This is a genomic window from Pseudomonas sp. 21615526 (assembly GCF_013386245.1).
Lineage (GTDB): Bacteria > Pseudomonadota > Gammaproteobacteria > Pseudomonadales > Pseudomonadaceae > Aquipseudomonas.
Genome location: NZ_JACAOM010000042.1, coordinates 1 through 17,337 on the forward strand (window position 1 = coordinate 1; position 17,337 = coordinate 17,337).

Here is a 17,337-nt window from a genome sequence, read left to right on the forward strand (position 1 = left end):
CTGACCCACCGCCTTCGCGAGCAAGCCCGCTCCCACATTTTGATTTGTGGTGTGGCGACTGACCGGCTATAAAACAGCCCAGCGTCCACCGAGAAGCGACAATGAACCCCTTCGAAGACATGCGCCTGTTTTGCCAGGTCATGGAATCCGGCAGTTTCACCGCTGCCGCCGAGCATCTTGGCCTGTCCAAGCAGTTTGTCAGCCGCCGCCTGATCCAGCTGGAAGAGCGCCTCGGCGTACGCCTGCTCAACCGCTCCACCCGCCGCCTGGATGTCACGCCGCTGGGCCAGAGTTACTACGAATCCGCCCTGCGCCTGCTCAGTGAAGTCGAGCAAGTGGAGCAGGGCATCGCCGGGCAAAACACCGAGCCCCGAGGCACCATTCGCCTGAGCGCGCCGTTGTCGTTTGCCATGGCGCACCTGGGTTGCCTGTTGCCGCTGTTCCTGCAACGCCACCCTCACGTCACCGTGGAAGTGGACCTCAGCGACCGCCCGGTAGACCTCATCAGCGAGGGCTACGACCTGGTGCTGCGCATCGGCACCCTCGAGGATTCGACCCTGATCGCCCGACGCATCGCCAGTGTGCAGCGCGTCTATTGCGCCAGTCCCGACTACCTGGCCCGCCACGGCACGCCGCAGAGGCCCGATGACCTGGCCGATCACGCATGCCTGCCTTACGGCCATGGTCGCCAGGTGCAATGGCACTTCAAGGTCGATGGCAAACCCCACACCCGCAACGTCAGCGGGCGCATGCGGGTCAACAACGGTGAGTTGCTGCGGGATGCCGCCGTGGCCGGGTTGGGCATCACCTACCTACCCCATTTTATCGTTGCCCAAGCCTTGCAGGACGGCCGCCTGGTGACGCTGCTGGAAGACTGCGCGCCCGAACCCCTGACCCTTTCCGCCGTTTACCCCCAGCACCGCCAGAGCTCGCGCCCGGTGCAGGCGTTGATCGAGTTCCTGCGTGAACGCCTGGCTGGCGGTTGTTGAATCAGAACGCGTACTGCACCCGGCTGTAGTAATACCCGCCGGTAAACCCGAACGGCGAATAGCTGCCCCAGTTATCGCCGAACGACGAGTTCTTCACGCCGATGTGATCCGGGTATTTGTCGAACAGGTTCTGCGCACCTACGGCCACCGTCAGCTGTTTGCTGATCGCGTAGGCCACGTCGAGGTCAGTGATCCACTTGGCCGAATACGTGCGGTCCAGGCTCGCGTCGCTGGAGCTGTTGACCTCGGTGTAGGTGCCGTAGCGAGTCAGGCGCAGGTTGACGTCGAAGTCGTGGATCGCCCAGTCGGCGGAGAAGATCATCTTGCTGCTGGGTGAGGTCTTGGTGATCAGTGCCCGTGACTGGCGACCCATCAACTGGAAGTTGCCCAGGGCGGCGAGCTGCGCCGGGGTGTCGTTGACGCTGAGGATCTGCGTGTGGTTGTAGTTCAGCGCCGCCGTCCATTTCACCGAGCCGTAGCGGTCGAGGTTCTGCCGGTAGTTGCCCACCACGTCCACCCCGGAGGTGCGGGTGTTGGCGCCGTTGGTGAAGTACTGCGCGCCCGCCGTGGCCGGTACGCCGATGCTGTCCAGCAGGGAGGCAATGCCCGGGCCCTGGAAGCGTTCGCTGAGCACCAGGCGGTCCCGCAGGTTGATCACGTAGCCGTCCACCGTGAGGCTCAAGTCATCGCTTGGGGTCACGGCGAAACCGAGGCTGAAGTTGGTCGAGCGCTCCGGCTTCAGTGACTTGGCACCCAATGCCTGGGCCCCGGCGGAATCCACCGGCAGGATCACGTAGTTATACGATTGGTACACGCCATTGATGGTGTCGAACCCGGTGGAGCGTGCGGTGAAGATCTCGTTGGCCAGGGACGGTGCACGAAAGCCGTTGCTCACGGTGCCGCGCAGGGCGAACACCGGGTTGAACGCATACCGCGTGCTGAGCTTGCCGCTGCGGGTACCGCCGACGCCTTCGTTGTAATGTTCGTAGCGCCCGGCCACGCCGACGTACCACTGCTCGGTGGGGTAGAACCCGAGGTCGACATAGCTGGCGACGCTGTTGCGGCTGACCTTCTGCGCGTCTTCCGGACGGATGCCGTTGGTGACCTGGGCCCCCGGATCGGGACGCTGCCCGGCACGCGGATGGCCTGCCGGGAACACGTAGCCGCCATCGATATAGGAAGCCTCGGAGCCGGCGCGGGTCTCGTAGCTCTCGCGCCGGTGCTCCAGGCCGAACGCCACGTCCAGCGGCTTGGCCAGGCCGATCTCGTAGGTGTTTTTCAGGTCGAGGTTGGTGGTGAGCTGGTCGGCGATGTAGATCCCGGAGGTGAACTTGTTCGGTGTGCTTTCGCCCAGGGACGGGTTCTGGTTGTCGTAGGTGCGCTGCTTGGCGTAGTTGCGCCCGTAGGTGCTGCTCAGGTCCCAACCCCAACCGCCGCCAAGGTCGTTGCCCTTGGCACCGAAGGCCGATTGGAAGTCGGTCTCGTTGACCAGCCAGTACGGGCTGTAGCCATCGGGGTATCCATTGGGCCCGGTGGTGATGGTGTTGCGGCCGTTGGGCAGGCGGAAGTTCTGGCCGTCGTTGTTCTCTCGGGTGGCCAGGGTGGAAAACGAGTACAGCGTCAGGTTGTCGTTCAGCGGCAGGTCGAGGTTGTACGCCACATCGCCCAACTGGCTGCGGGGCGAGCCGTAGCCTTTGTAGGTGTGGTGGCTGGAGGTGGCTTCGCGCGGGTCGGGGGAACCGTCCGCCAGCGGGTAGTAATGGCTGCTGTAGCCGTTGCTGCCGGCCTTGTTGTCGCGCTCCTGGTAGCGGGTGTCGAGGGACACGTTGAGCACCCCGGCTTCACCCACCTGGAAGCCATAGTTCAGCGCCTCCTGGCCGGTGCCGCGCTTGCCGTCGTAGTTCTGGCCCAGGGTGGTGTCGGAACTGCCGCCGGTGGTCTGCTTGAGGATGATGTTGATCACCCCGGAAATCGCATCCGAGCCGTATTGCGCCGCTGCACCGTCGCGCAGCACCTCCACATGGTCGATGGCAGCCACCGGGATCAGGTCGAGGTCGCTGGGGGCCGCGCCGCTGTTGATGCCGTTGATGTTCAGGGTGGCGCTGGTATGGCGGCGTTTGCCGTTGACCAGCACCAGTACGTGAGAGGCGGTGAGGCCGCGTAGGGTGGCCGAACGCACCACGCCGCTGGCATCCCAGCCGGCGCGGTCGGGCAGGTTGAACGAGGGGATGAGCTTGCCCAACGCTTCGAGCAAACTTGGCTTGCCCACGGCCCGCAGTTGTTCGCCGCTGATCACATCAATCGGCGTGGGGCTGGTGGTGACGGTGCGTTGTTCGGCGCCACGGTTGCCGGTGACCACCACGGTGTCGAGGGTGGGGGAGCGGTCTTCGGCAGATTCGACGCCGAAGGACGCCAGGCCGCACGCCAGCGAGAGCGGCAGGAGTTTCAGATGATTGTACCGGTGTAGCCTTTTACGATGAGCGAGCTTGCTGTGGTGAGGAAGCTTGCTGTGACGAGGGAGCTTGCTGTGGCGAGGGAGCTTGCTCCCGCTGGGCTGCGTAGCAGCCCCAATACGGCCTTCCGAGGAAATTGCGGAGTCAGGCTTCAGGGCCGCTGCGCGCCCCAGCGGGAGCAAGCTCCCTCGCCACAAAGGTGCCGTCAGCCAGTTGAATTTTCGCATGAGAGTGGAGCTCCTTGGTCTCGAGTGATGTCCCTGTCAGCGTTTGCGCGCGGCAACCGCTTCGATTTCTACCAGCCCGCCGGGCAATGGCAACGCGACGACTTGCACCGCGGTGCGCGCCGGTTTTTTCGGCTGCTCGGCACTGCCGAAGAACGGCGTGTAGCCTTCCTGCAACCCGGCAAAATCAAGCTTGCCGCCCTTGGCTGGATCGCCCACCAGGAATATCCGCAGCTGCACCACATCTCCCAAATCCAAGCCCTGGCCTTGCAGCACACCCTTGAGCTTGTTGAGGATCGACGTGGTCTGGATGGCCGTGTCGCCATAGGCGGCAAACGAGTCTTTCGGCGCCTTGGGGTCATGCAGGTCGGCCAGCAACCCACTCACAAACAACAGCTCGGTCTGCGGCGGCACCGACACCGCCAATGAGATCGGGAAGTTCGAGTTCGGCAGCGGCACGCGCTTGATCTCATCGGCGTGGGCCGCAAGGGTGGTGGCGGTCATCAGCAGTCCTGCAAAAAGCGTCTTCATCGGTTCATTCCTTGAGAGAGAAAAGTCAGGCGGCGACGCCCGGTTGCTGGCGTTCGGCATGCCGGCCGATCAGCGAGACGATGCGCCGCGCCGAATCGGCGGCGCTGTTCTGCCAGATGCCGACGCCGCCGTGGGCGAGGGCGTCGCTGGCCAGGTACGTGCGGCCCTGGGGCTCGTTGAGCACGCGGTAGGCGCTTTCGCCGACCTCGTCGTTGACGATCCACGGGCCCTTGCTGTAGCTGACTTTCGACCAGTTGATCGCCACCGGTTTTTGCAGCTTGGCGCTGTGGCCGGGGTGCAACAGCTCCACCGCCTGGCGTGAGGAGGCGAACTGTTCGGCCAGGGACTTCTGGCTGAAGGCCTGGGCCGATTCACTGGTGTTGTAGGCCGCCACCAGAATCCCCTGGGCGCTGTTGAGGCGGTCGCTGGGGTACCACAGGCCTTTGACTTCATGGTCGAGGTACGACAGGCCGCCGTAGATGTTGAAGTCGGTTTCCCAGAAGCGCGGCGCCTGCCAGGCCACCTTGTTGGCCTGGTCGCTTTGCGCGGTCTGGATCGCCTGCTTGAAGGGTGCCGTGAAGTTGGTTGGCAGCTTGGCCAGCAGCGGCAAGGGCACGGTGACAATCGCGTAGTCGGCACTCAGCACCTGGGTCTTGCCGCTGATGCGGTCGCGGTAGGTGATCCGGCTGCCTTGCTCCGAGGTCTGGATATCGCTGACTTCGGCGTTGAAGCGCACCGCATCTTTCAGATGCTCGTAGAAGGCATACGGAATGCGGTCCATGCCGCCCACCGGCTGGAACATGGTGGAGGAAAACTCCGGGATTTCATCGAACACCAGCGCGCCCCATAGCTTGGGATTAAGCAGGGTCTGCAGCTCCAGCGGCGCGCGGGTCACGCCGGTCTGGTCGCCGGCGCCGGGCACGCGGGTGTAGCCGGAGCGCACCGAACCCTTGTATTGCAGGTCGCCGTTGAGGTCGCCGTACACTTTGAGGAAACTCAGCAACGCTTTGCGGTCATCCACGCTCAGGTCCTGGTCCAACGCCTTGCGGCTGACCGTGCGGGCCAGCAGTTCCGAGAGCTGGCCACGGGTGTCGTTGACCGCCTGGCGCAGCTGGAACGCCGGCTGTTGCGTATCCGGCCGGGCCAGGGCGTTGCGGCTGCTGTTGACCAGTACTTGCAGCTCCACACCCAGCTCGCGGCAGTAGCCGAGGATCGTCTGGTGGTGGCTGGGAATACGCGCGGGGCCGGCGTTGAAAAACTGCCCGTCATCAAAGTCGACGGTCTGGCTGACGCCGTCGTCGAAATCGACCTTGGTGCCTCTGCGCAGGGTCCAGTTGCGTCCACCCACCCGGTCGCGGGCTTCCAGGATCGTCACGTTGAACCCGGCCTTGCGCAGCTCATAGGCGCTGACCAGCCCGGAGATCCCGGCGCCGACCACCACTACCTGCTTGCCTTTGCCGGTGCTGCCCAATTGCAGTGGGGTAAAGCTCGATGCCACCGCCTGAGGCGTCAGCCCCAGCGCGCCCAATGCGCTGACAGCGGCGGAATAACCGCCCACGGCGGCAATACGGGAAATCAGTTCCCTGCGGGTAAAAGCCATGATTCGCTCCTTGAGATAGCGGTTTGTCAGAGGTCGTAGCGCACGGTCAGCAACAGGGTTCGCGGGTCGTTGACCGAGTAGTAGCGGGCGCCGCTGGAGGGCACGTAGCCCACCGACTGCGGGTAGGCGCGGTCCAGCAGGTTTTTCACCGCCAGGGTGGTGGTCCAGTGGCCGTCGCCGCTGATGTAGCGGGTGTTGGCGTTCCAGAAGGTCTGTTGCGGGATTTCCTGGATGTCGTCGTTCAATGCGTTGGCGTAGGACTTGGTCTGGAACTGCGCATCGGTGCCTGCCAGCCAGGTGCCCGGCAGCCCGGCCGGGATGGTGTAGTTCAGGCCAACGCTCGCGTTCCAGCGTGGCGAGAACACCAGTTGCTTGCCGTTGGCATCCACCCCGGCACCGCTGGCGTTCTGGAAGTCGTCGTACTTGCTTTGCAGGTAGCCGACGTTGGCGGTCAGTTGCAGGTCGCGGCTCAGGGCGGTGAGGGTTTCCAGCTCCACGCCGTAGGTGTGGGCACGGCCGACGTTGGTGCGCAGGCTCACCCCCAGCGCCGGGTCATAGGCGTTGGTTTGCAGGTCTTTGTAGTCGTTGTAGAACAGCGCGACGTTGGCCCGCAGGCGCTGGTCGAAGAAGTCGCCCTTGACCCCGGTTTCCCAGGTGGTCACGTCTTCCGGGGAGAACGCCTGTTCGGCGGCGGCCTGGGTGGGGGCGCGGTTGTCGTAGCCACCGGCCTTGAAACCCTTGGCGACGTAGGCGTATTGGTTCAGGTGCGGGGTCCAGGCGTATTCGAAGCCGATCTTCGGGCTGGTGGACTGCCAGGATTTGCTCGACTCGGCGGTGAAGTTGGTGCCGGTGATTTGCCGGTCGGTGTTGATCGCGTAGTTGGTGAAGTCGAAATTCTTGTGCTCGCGGGTAAAGCGCAGGCCGGCGATCAGCGACAGTTGTTGCGTCAGCTTGTAGGTGCCCTGGCCATACAGCGCATAGCTTTCGGTGTTGGTGGTGCTGTATTGGCCCTGGCCGATCACCCGATTGCGGGCGATGGAATAGGTAAGGTTGTCGCGGTCGGCGTCGAACTTCTCGCGGTACAGGTACACCCCGGTGCTGAAGCTGAAATCGTCGTAGTCGCCGTTGAGCTGGAACTCCTGGGTCGCATAGTTCTGCTTGTACAGGATCAGGTTGTTCTGGATCAGCGCGGCTTGCCCTGAGTTGTCGTAGTCCACCGGTTGGTGGAACGCCGAGTAGGCGGTCACCGATTTGAAGTTCAGGTTGTCATTGATCGCGTAAATCGCCCGCAGTACCGAGCTGCCCTGGTCCAGGCGGTTTTTCGGGTCGAGGCTGCTGTAGCTCTTGAATTTGTCGAAATGCCCGTTGGCGTCGAAAGGCGTGTAGCTGGTGGTGTCGCCCCGGTCGAAGGTACCGGCCAGGGTCAGTTGCACATCCCACGGCGAATCCACCGGCTTGTAGCGCAGCTTGCCGCGGTAGGACTGGATGTCGACGTTGTTTACATCCTTGCCCCGGGTGGGGTCGGAGACGGTGCCGTCGCGGCTCAGGCGGATCGCCGAGAAACTGCCGAACAGCGCGTTGTCCACCAGCGGGCCGCTGATCAGCAGGCGTGCGTTCTGCGCATCGTAGTTGCCGGCGCCTAGCTCTACAAAACCACGGGTTTCCTGGGTCGGGTCGCGGGTGATCACGCGGATCGCACCGGCGCTGCTGTTGCGCCCGTACAGGGTGCCCTGGGGCCCGCGCAGCACTTCGACACGCTCCACATCGTTGAAGTCGAGCATCGACGAAATGGCACGCGGGATGTACAGGTCATCGGCATACACGGCGACGGCGGCTTCCTGGATCGGGTCGGTTTCACCGATGCCGCGAATGCCGTAGGTCTGCGCGCTGTAGGAGATCGACTGGCGGCTGAGTGTCAGGTTCGGCACCTGGCCCGAGAGGTCGCGCACGCTGTTGATCTGCTTGTCTTCCAGGGCCTTTTCATCAAACGCGGAAATCGCCAGCGGGGTTTTTTGCAGGTCTTCGCTGCGGTGCTCGGCGGTGACATTGACCACCGGCAGGGCGGTGTCGTCGGCGTGAACGGCGAGGCCGAACAGGGCGAGGGAGATGGCCAGTGCCAGGCGATTGGGTACGGCGGTAGGACTCATGATGGACCCCTGAGGTGGTTGACGGTTTAGGCAAAATTGGGCCTCCACCTGGTCAGGGGTCGGTACTGGATGTAACAGTATTTGTATAAATGCCGGGCGTAAAAGTCCGATTAGTTATAAGTTAATTATAAAAAATAGGTATGTATTGGTTTGAATGTGATGCGTAAGGCTGATGATATTTTTCAGCCGAACAAAAAACAAATGTGGGAGCGGGCTTGCCCGCGAATGCGGTCGCTCAGTCAACATTGATAGTGACTGAAACACCGCATTCGCGAGCAAGCCCGCTCCCACATTTTGATCTCTGTTGGGTTTAGTAACCGCGTTGGGTATCAGCGAGGTTTTCCAGCGGCCGATCACTCAGATACCTTTCCAGATTGCCCAGGAAACTGTCCGCAATGTCATGCCGGCTATTGGTCGAAATCGCCGACGTATGCGGCGACACCCTGACCCTCGGATGCCCATACAACGCATGCCCGTCCGGCAATGGCTCGGGCTCGGTCACATCCAGCGAAGCCAGCCCGATATGGCCGCTGTCCAGCGCCTCCAGCAGCGCCTCATGATCCACCAATCCTCCCCGGGCAATATTGATCAGGTGCAACCCTGGCTTGGCATTCGCCAGCGCCTCCCGATCGACGATATGCCGTGTGGCCTCGGTCAGTGGCGCTGCCAGCACCAGGTGATCGGAACGAGCAAACAGGTCATGGATATCCCGCGCCGCTTCCACACCCTCCACGTCAAACGGCGTGTCAGTTTGGCGTAATGCCACCACCTTGATCCCCAACCCATGAGCCTTCTGCGCCAGGCTGCGGCCAATCGCGCCAAACCCGAGAATCCCCAGGGTGGTGCCCTTGAGCGGGCGCAACGGGGTGAACTGCCATTGGGCATCCTTTACCCAGATATCCGGCAAATGCTTGGCCGCCGCGAAGATTGCCGCGAGGGCGAACTCGGCGAGGTTTTCGGCGGCGCTGCCCCGTGAGGTGCTCACCGGTGGCCCGTTGAACAGCCACCTGGGATAGAAGTCGATGCCCGACGACACCACCTGGATCCACTGCACGCCGTACGGCCAACCCGGGGGCGGTGTGTCCGGCGCGGTGTAGCCGCGCACATTGATCGGCCGGGCCAGCAGGATATTGGCCTGGGCCGGCAAGTCGCTGGGCACACCGGCCGGCACGCTGATCACCTCGGCACCGGGGTGCGTGAGGGCCAGGCGCTGGCGGATGACTTGATTGAAATCTTCGTCCAGCTGGCTGGCGATAATCACCTGGCTCATGGGCGTTCCTTGTGTCGTTGAGCGAAGACGGCCTTGCCGACGCCTTGCAGCACCGCGTCGTTCTGCGGGGTATGCACGCGGCTGCACAGCACGTCGCGGTAATGCCGCTGCAATGGGCTGTGTCGGGACAGGCCGGGATTGCCGGACGCCTCGATGGCCAACTCGACGGCGCGGATCGCGTTGCCGGTCACCAGGTATTTGATCTGTGCGGCGTGGGCTGCCGGGGTGTGCCCGTCGGCGGCGGCGTCCAGCAGGCTGCGGTTGGCAAACAGCAGGGTGTCGATATGCCCGACGGTCTCCTGAAAGCGCGGCAAGGTCGACAGCGCGGCGCCGAGGTTGGACGGCTTGCGTTGTTCCAGCCAGTCCACCAGCCAGTCGCGCGCGGCCTGGGCCACGGCGTCGTACACCGATGAGAGCAGTACCGACATCCACAGGAACCCGTCACCGTCCAGTTCCGCTTGCGGTGCGCTCCAGGGGCTGACGCTGACCGCGTGGTCCAGCGGCACCAGCACGTTGTCGAACACCACTTCATGGCTGCAGGTGGCGCGCATGCCGAGGTGGTCCCAGGTGTCGATGATGCTGATGCCGGGGCTGTCCCTGGGCACCAGCCAGGCGCCTACCAACGGGTCTTCATCGCTGCTGCGGGCCCACACGCTGAACCAGCTCAGGCCATGGCTGCCGGTGGAGTAGATCTTGCGCCCGCTGATGCGCCAGCCGGCGGCGGTACGCCGGGCGATGGTCGCGGGCAGGCCGCCACGGGCCGGGGTGCCGAGATCGGGTTCGACGCGCAGGGCATTGATCAGCGCCCCATTGCGCACAGCGTCTTCGGCGACCTGGGTGCGCAGGGCGGGCGGCCAGGTTTTGCTGTCTTGCAGGCGCGTGTGTTGCAGGTACTGCATCACCAGGATCAGCGCGGTGGACGGCTCGCCCTTGGCAATCGCGCTGATGGCCTTGCGCGCCTGGCTCAGGTTGGCACCGCCACCGCCGAGGGCCTTGGGCACGGTCAGGGCGACAAGGCCGTGTTCGTGCAGCAGCTTGAAGTTGTCGTGGGGGAAGGTGCCGCTTTTATCAACGATGTGTGCAGTGGCGGCGAGCTGGGCGCTGAGGCGTTCCAGCAAGGCTTCGAAATTGGCCACTTCCACGGAGCGCAGTGACGGTTGAGAAGAAAGGCTCATGATGGGTGTACTCGTTCAAAATGTGGGAGCGGGCTTGCTCGCGAAAGCGGTGTGTCAAGTTGCACATCCGTTGGCTGATCCACCGCTTTCGCGAGCAAGCCCGCTCCCACATGGGTTATTCGGCGTTTTCGAAGGCGGGTTATATCGGCAGCAACTTGAACTGCCGGTCCCACAACGGGCTGACATCCAGCCGCTCGTTCAATACCCCGGCATTGAAGAACAGGTCCGCCACTTCCTGCTGCGAAGCGATGGCCTGGTCGTTCACCTCGATCACGCTGTAGGGCTGGCTGCGGTTGTTGTACACGTCGAGGAACACGGCCGTGTCCACACCGAGCAACCTCGCCGATTTTTCAGCCCACGGCTCAGGGTTGTTGTTCATCCATTCCAGCGTGCGCGCCTGGCGCTGCAAGTAATCCTGGATCGCCTGTTTGCGCAGCGGGTCTTCCAGGGCGGCGGGGCGGGCGCCGATCAGGTAGTTGCCGGAGAGATAGCCGAGGGCGGTTTTCAATACCCGGGCGCCGCTGCGGAATTTCGCCAGCTGGATAAACACCCCGTAGATCACCCAAGCGTCCAGCTGGCCACTCTGGAACGCGCTGAAACCGTCCTGTGGCGTGAGTGCCACGGGGGTGATGTCGTTGAAGGTCAGCCCTTGCTCCTTCAAGGCCTTGATCAAGAAGTAGTGCGAAGTGGTGGAGCGCACATAGCCCACACGCTTGCCTTTCAACTGGGCGATGGATTCAATTTTCGACTCCTTGGGAATCAGGATCACCTGGTTATTCACGTCACCTTGCAGCACCGCAATCAGCTTCGGCTCGCGGTGGCTCTGGATCGAGAAGATCGGCGGGATCTCGCTCATGCCGCCAATGTCCAGGCTGCCGGAGGCCAGCGCTTCGACGATCAGGTTGCCGCCGGCGAACTCGGCGTAGTCGACTTTATAGGGCGTGTTGGAAGTGCCGGCGTCGTCGGTGAAGTACGAGTCCTGGCCACGGTAGGTGGCGACGGCCAGGGTCAGGTCCGAGAGCTTCGCAGGTGCAGCGAAAGCCCGGGGCACCAGCGAGGCGAGGCCCAGCGCGCCAAGGGCAATCGAACTGGCACCCAGGAAGCCGCGACGATTGAACTGTCCGTGTTTGATCGTGTTCGTCATGGTCGTGCCCTGGTCAGATGGCGATCTGCGTTGGTTGAGTTTCGAACGGGGTGCTGTAGCGGTTCGCCGGCACGTCCAGGCCAAGGTTTTCCCGCAGGGTGGCGCCGCTGTATTCGCTGCGCAACAGCCCGCGTTGTTGCAGCACCGGCACTACCAGCTCGGTGAAGTACTGCAAGCCGTCCGGCAGCAGTGAATTGATGATGAAGCCGTCGGCCGCGCCGGCTTCGAACCAGGTCTGGATCGCGTCGGCGACCTGCTCCGGGGTACCGACAAAATCGCGCTTGGGCCGGGAGAACCGCAGGGCCACTTCCCGCAGGGTCAGGCGTTCATCGCGGGCCAGTTGCTTGATGCGGTCGGAGCCGCCTTTCTGGCTGTTGGAGCCCAGGTCGCCGAGTTCCGGGAAGGGTTCGTCCAGCGGGTACTTGCTGAAATCGTGGTCGTTGAACGGGCGGCCCAGGGCGACGATTGCGTCCTCGACGGTCACCAGCTCCACAGCTTGCTGATAGCGGCTTTCCACCTCGGCTTCGTCGCGGCCAACAATCGGCCGGATGCCCGGCAGGATCGACAACTGATCAGCATCACGGCCAAAACTGCGGGCGCGTTTCTTCAAGTCCTGGGCGTAGGCTTTGGCTTCGTCGAAGGTCTCGGCATGGACAAAAATCGCGTCGCTGTTTTCGGCGGCAAAATTGCGCCCGTCCTCGGAAGTGCCCGCCTGGAAAATCACCGGCTGGCCCTGGCGCGAGCGGGCGATATTCAGCGGGCCCTTGACCGAGAAAAACTCGCCTTTGTGTTCCAGTGCATGCAGCTTGCCAGGGGTGAAAAATTCGCCGCTTTGCTTGTTGTAGGCGAAGGCATCGTCTTCCCAGGAATCCCACAAGCCCTTGACCACATTTACGTGCTCCCTGGCGATGCGGTAGCGCACGGCGTGGGGCGGGTGCTCGGCCTTGCCGAAGTTGTCGGCGGTGCCGCTGAGCCACGAAGTCACCACGTTCCAGCCGGCGCGGCCGCCGCTGATGTGGTCCAGGGAGGCGAACTGGCGCGCCACCTGGAATGGTTCGGTGTAGCTCACGGTGACGGTCGCCACCAGGCCGATGTTCGAGGTCAGGGCCGCCAGGGCCGAAAGAATGGTCAGTGGCTCAAAACGGTTGAGGTAGTGCGGGCTGGATTTTTCATGGATATGCAGGCTGTCGGCGATGAACACGAAGTCGAACTTCGCGCCTTCGGCCAGTTGCGTCTGATGCTTGTAGAACCCGAAGTTGACGCTGGCATTGGGCTGCGCCTGCGGGTGGCGCCATTCGCCCCAGCCGTGACCGACGCCGTGCACCATGGCACCGAGTTTCAGTTGGCGTTTGCTCATGTTCTCTCTCCTTTTAGCGGGAAGCCTGGGTAAGCGGGGCACGTTTGGCGTTGAAGCTTTTGTCGAAGCCTTGGGAGACGTCGATGTGTTTGGTCAGCAGGCCTTCGTCCTGATAGATGTCGGCGGTGGTTTGCAGGCCGCTGATCACCGAGTCGTCAATCGCCACCGGTTGCATATGGGTGGCGTTGGCCACGGCTACGTGTACCTCCAGCGGCAAGCCGGTGATTTTGGCCATGGCGGCGGCGAACGCCTGCGGGTGATCGTTGCTCCAGCGGTAGGCGCGGTCGACCCGGGCCACGAAGTCGTCCAGCTGCACGCGCTTGTCGGCAATCGCCTTGCTGGTGGCGGCGAGGTACAGGTGATTGCTCAGCAGGTTGTTGCCGCTGGCAAGGACCCTTGCCTGGCTCTGGCTGGTGACCACGGTGGTGTAGGGGTCCCAGGTCGACCAGGCATCGGCGGTGCCGTTATCCAGCACCAGCCGTGACTCGCTGGGCAGCAGGAAGATGAACTGCACGTCGTGGGTGGAAAGGCCGGCGCTGCGCAGCGCCTTGATCGCCAGGAAGTGCCCGATGGAGCCGCGGGTGGTGACGATGCGCTTGCCCTTGAGGTCGGCAAGATCGTGGATCGGGGAATCTTTCGGAACAATCAGCGCGGTGGTGTTGCGGCCTTCGGCGTGGATGATGCTCACCACCTTCAGCGGTGCTCCGGCACCGAGGGCGAACACGTAGGGCGCGTCCCCCAGCGCGCCGATGTCCACGGCTCCGGCGTTGAGGGCTTCGCCCAGCGGTGCGGCGGCGGGGAACTCGGACCACTGGATTTCGTAGGGCACATCCCGGGTTTCGCCGGCGACTTCCAGCAGCGCCTTGATGGTGGATTTCTGGTTGGCCACTCGCAGGGGCTGCAGGTCGGCGGCCTGGCAAGTCGCACCCAGGGTGAGGGCGGCCAGTAAAAGGGCAAGGGTAAAGCGCATCAGGCGGGCTCCAGGCTAGGTCTTGCGTTCAGTCGCCTCCGCCTGGAGAAGGGGTCGGCTGGTAGTGGGAAGAGGAGCGAGCGGGCTCGCTCCTGGGGGTGTTCAGATCACATAAAACCCGTGGGTGCCGTCGCGGGCCAGCTGGTCCACCAGGCCGAACTCCCAGTCGAGATAGGCCTGCATGGCTTCCTTCGGATTGTCGGTGCCTTCGTACGGGCGGCGGTAGCGGTCGATGCGCGGTGAAGCGAGGCGGGTCTCGCCTTCCTCCAGCGGCAGTTGCGCGGCGATCCAGCTGGCAGTGCCGTCCTGCAGCAGGAACACGGGCTTGCCGGTCAGCGCTTCGACTTGCGCCACCGCGAGGCGCGCCAGCTGGCTGCTGCCACAGGTCAACACGTAGCGTTCGGCAGCAGGCACCTTGCGCAAGGCTTCGGGCAACTGCCCGCGCAACGCCCACCAGGCACCGGGAATGTGGCGCTTGACGTAGTTGGCGCTGGCGGTGAAATCCAGTACTGCGGTGTCGCCATGAGCCTGCCATTCGGCGAGGGTGTGCGGGCTGATGAGTTCGGCCTGTTGCGGCGCCGGGACGGGGGCAACCCAGGCCCCCGGTTCGCTGAAGTGCGCAGGTTGCAGGTCATCCAGCACATGCACTTCCCAACCCAGTTGTGCGAGCCAGGACGCAGACATATTGGCCCGCACGCCGTCGTCATCCACCAGTACCAGCCGGGCGCCGCGTACGCTGGCGACGTGATCGGTTTCCTGCACCAGTTGGCCGCCCGGTGTGGAGCGCGAGCCGGGCAGGTGGCCGGCTTCGAATTCTTCCGGGGTGCGTACGTCGAACAGGTAAGTGGTGCGCGCCGCTTCCTGCTGCCAGCGTTGCAGGTCGGCGAGGGTGGCGCGGCCTACGCGGGCCTTGTCGGCGACTTGGCGGGCGTCCCTGGCGGCGATCTGGCGGTGTTCTTCCGAGGTCGGCGCGAAGCGTCGAGCCTGGCCGTGTTGCAGCTTCTGCCCGGCCAGGGTCCAGCCGATGGTGCCGTTGCGCAGGGCAGACACCGGGTTGGCGATGCCGGCATTGATCAGCGACTGGGTGCCGATGATGCTGCGGGTACGCCCGGCGCAGTTGACGATAATGCGCGTGGCCGGGTCCGGTGCCAGCTCACGGGCGCGCAGCACCAGTTCGGCGCCGGGCACGCTGATGCCGGTGGGAATGCTCATGGTCTGGTATTCATCGAAGCGGCGGGCGTCGAGCACCACCACGTCGGCGTTGCTGTCGAGCAACGCCTGCACTTCTTCAGCCGCCAGCGACGGTGTGTGGCGCTGGCTTTCCACCAGCTCGCCAAAGGATTTGCTTGGCACGTTGACGTCGATAAACAGCTCGCCACCGGCGCTGCGCCAACCGTCCAGGCCGCCTTCCAGCAGGCTGACCTCGGTATAGCCGAGCGCCTGCAAGCGCTGGGCGGCGATCTGTGCCAGGCCTTCACCGTTGTCGTACACCGTCACCTGGGTATCCCGGCGTGGGATGCGTGAATACACTTCCAGTTCCAGTTTCGACAGCGGGATATTCGCGGCGAACAGCGGGTGGGATTCGGCGAAAGGCGCTTCCTCGCGCACATCCACAAGGGCGACTTCTTCACGGTCCAGCAGGGCCTGGCGAATCTGGGCGAAGCTGCGGTTCGATACAGTCATGGGGCAGGGCTCTCTTTGGACAGGGCGTCTTTGGACAAATCCCAGATGTTCGGGAGAAAAGCGTTGGAATAACCGGAGATAAACAGTTTCTCGCTGCCGTCCGGCTGGTACACGGCGCGGCGCACCGCACCGATGTTGGCGCCATACACATGAATGCTGATGGACACCTGGTCACTGAAGGCATTGCTGACTTGATGGATGTCACCGATCTTCGGCGACACGGCTTCCACCTGGCCGGGTTCCAGCTGGATGCGCTTGCCGTCGGCGACCAGTGCGCCCTCGGCGTTACGCGCAAAGCCCTGGGAATACTCGGAACCGCGCAGCATGCCGATCAGCCCCCACACGCGATGGTCATGGATCGGCGTGGTCTGCCCCGGCCCCCACACAAAGCTGACGATGCTGAAGCGCTGGCGCGAATCGGCGTGCAGCAGGAATTGCTGATAACGCTCGGGGTCGGGTTGGGCAAACTCGTCCGGCAGCCAGTCATCGTGGCTGACCAGTTGCGCCAGCAGCTTGCCGCCGCGGTGCAGCAAGTCGCCTTCGCGAGGGTTGCCGTCGATCAATTCCGCCAGGGCGCCAATGAATGCTCTGAGTCTCTCCGGGTGTCGGGCCTGGGTCATGACAATTCCATCGTGGGTGGTTCGTGGTGATGGGTTTATCTAAGCATAATGTTTATAGTTAATATGCTATTTTTTAATGATTAGGTTATAGCGGAAAGTAATTTAGAACCGGTTTGAATAGCGTTAGACGTTATCGATCCGGGGGTTGGGCTATCCAGCCACCGTTTATGGAACTATGCTTTTCACACATCTTAATGACTGTTCTCTATGTGCGGCCCAAATGAAAATTGACGATATCGATGCCTTTGTCGAAGTGATTCGTTGCCAGTCCATCAGCCATGCCGCCGAGTCGCTGCAACTGACCCAGCCGGCCATTACCCGTCGCGTGCAGAACTTCGAGCAGGCGCTGGGGGTGGAGTTGTTCGACCGCAACACCAAGCCGCTCAAGCCTACTTTGATCGGTACGCGGGTGTATGAACAGTGCCGTTCGATCCTTCGGGAAATGGACGCCCTGCGGGAACTGGTGGCCACCGACGCGCCGCCCACCGGCCTGCTGCGCCTGGGGGTGCCGCAGACCATTGGCGACGTGGTGTTGCTGGACGCCCTCAAGCACCTGCGCAGTGAATTCCCCGAGCTGCGGGCCCAGGTGGCTACCGGCTGGGGCAGCCAACTGGTGGGCAAGATCGAGCGCGGCGAACTGGACGCGGCGGCGGCGCTGTTTCCGGCGGGCAAGATCTTCCCGGACAACATCGTCGGCGAGTCCATCGGCAAGATGGAACTGGTGGTGGTGTGTGCCAAGGCCCAACTGCCGAAGAAGCCCTGCAAGCTGGCGGACGTGTACCAGAATGGCTGGATCCTGAACCCGGATGGCTGCGGTTTCCGTGCCGGGTTGCAACGCACCCTGTCGGACCAGGGCCTGGCGTTGCGGGTCAACCTGGAGACCTTCGGCACCGAGCTACAGTTGGGCCTGGTGGCTGACGGCCTGGGCCTCGGCCTGGTGCCACGCCCGCTGCTGGAGCGCAGCGCCCATCGCGATCAACTGGCGGCCATGCCACTGAAGGACTTCAAGCCGGTGATGGACCTGTGGCTGATCTACCCGCATTTCCTGGGCAACCTGCAAGGGCCGGTGGACGCGTTTGGCAAGCTGGTGGCGGCGTCGTTGCACAAGGTGCGCAATGCGGCATGATATGAAAAAAAATAATAATTAGCTTAGATTAAAATGTGCTTTTTATTA

13 protein-coding genes are annotated in these 17,337 nt (G+C 63.3%); 2 read left to right on the forward strand and 11 right to left on the reverse strand.

Going from position 1 to position 17,337, the window contains the following annotated elements:
• Positions 1-101 precede the first annotated feature (101 nt).
• A complete protein-coding gene (locus tag HX786_RS14270; RefSeq protein ID WP_102605164.1) occupies positions 102-989 on the forward strand; it encodes a LysR family transcriptional regulator in 888 nt (295 codons plus the stop codon).
• A 1-nt stretch (position 990) separates the two neighbouring features.
• On the opposite strand, the gene HX786_RS14275 is transcribed toward HX786_RS14270, so the two are convergent.
• The 11 genes from HX786_RS14275 to HX786_RS14325 all read right to left on the reverse strand — a co-directional run bounded on the left by HX786_RS14275 (position 991) and on the right by HX786_RS14325 (position 16,163).
• Positions 991-3,669, reverse strand: coding sequence for a TonB-dependent siderophore receptor (locus HX786_RS14275; protein ID WP_256735297.1), 2,679 nt, complete (start codon positions 3,667-3,669; stop codon positions 991-993).
• A gap of 36 nt (positions 3,670-3,705) precedes the next feature.
• Positions 3,706-4,197, reverse strand: a complete 492-nt coding sequence (locus HX786_RS14280) for a RidA family protein (RefSeq protein ID WP_003211308.1) — start codon at positions 4,195-4,197, stop codon at positions 3,706-3,708.
• A 25-nt stretch (positions 4,198-4,222) separates the two neighbouring features.
• Positions 4,223-5,797 carry an FAD-dependent oxidoreductase gene (locus HX786_RS14285; protein WP_003211307.1) on the reverse strand — a complete coding sequence of 525 codons (1,575 nt, stop codon included), beginning with the start codon at positions 5,795-5,797 and terminating at the stop codon, positions 4,223-4,225.
• Positions 5,798-5,823: 26 nt separating this feature from the next.
• On the reverse strand, positions 5,824-7,944 hold the full coding sequence (locus HX786_RS14290) for a TonB-dependent receptor (RefSeq protein WP_087694856.1): 2,121 nt from the start codon (positions 7,942-7,944) through the stop codon (positions 5,824-5,826).
• A gap of 310 nt (positions 7,945-8,254) precedes the next feature.
• Positions 8,255-9,214, reverse strand: coding sequence for a D-isomer specific 2-hydroxyacid dehydrogenase family protein (locus HX786_RS14295; RefSeq protein ID WP_003211305.1), 960 nt, complete (start codon positions 9,212-9,214; stop codon positions 8,255-8,257).
• The gene (locus HX786_RS14300) at positions 9,211-10,389 is read right to left on the reverse strand and encodes an acyl-CoA dehydrogenase family protein (protein WP_178912256.1); all 1,179 of its coding nucleotides are present in this window, start codon (positions 10,387-10,389) and stop codon (positions 9,211-9,213) included. Before HX786_RS14300 ends, HX786_RS14295 begins: the two co-directional genes overlap by 4 nt.
• A 139-nt stretch (positions 10,390-10,528) precedes the next feature.
• Positions 10,529-11,533, reverse strand: a complete 1,005-nt coding sequence (locus tag HX786_RS14305; protein ID WP_178912257.1) for an ABC transporter substrate-binding protein — start codon at positions 11,531-11,533, stop codon at positions 10,529-10,531.
• Positions 11,534-11,546: 13 nt separating this feature from the next.
• Positions 11,547-12,890, reverse strand: a complete 1,344-nt coding sequence (locus tag HX786_RS14310) for an LLM class flavin-dependent oxidoreductase (RefSeq protein WP_008434605.1) — start codon at positions 12,888-12,890, stop codon at positions 11,547-11,549.
• 13 nt (positions 12,891-12,903) lie between these two features.
• A complete protein-coding gene (locus HX786_RS14315; protein ID WP_003211301.1) occupies positions 12,904-13,860 on the reverse strand; it encodes an ABC transporter substrate-binding protein in 957 nt (318 codons plus the stop codon).
• Positions 13,861-13,962: 102 nt separating this feature from the next.
• On the reverse strand, positions 13,963-15,543 hold the full coding sequence (locus tag HX786_RS14320; protein WP_102368807.1) for a rhodanese-related sulfurtransferase: 1,581 nt from the start codon (positions 15,541-15,543) through the stop codon (positions 13,963-13,965).
• Positions 15,540-16,163, reverse strand: a complete 624-nt coding sequence (locus tag HX786_RS14325) for a cysteine dioxygenase (protein WP_087694851.1) — start codon at positions 16,161-16,163, stop codon at positions 15,540-15,542. Before HX786_RS14325 ends, HX786_RS14320 begins: the two co-directional genes overlap by 4 nt.
• Before the next feature lie 220 nt (positions 16,164-16,383).
• Here HX786_RS14325 and HX786_RS14330 point away from each other — a divergent pair, with 220 nt between their 5' ends.
• Positions 16,384-17,289, forward strand: a complete 906-nt coding sequence (locus HX786_RS14330; protein WP_008434597.1) for a LysR family transcriptional regulator — start codon at positions 16,384-16,386, stop codon at positions 17,287-17,289.
• The last annotated feature ends 48 nt before the right edge of the window (positions 17,290-17,337 follow it).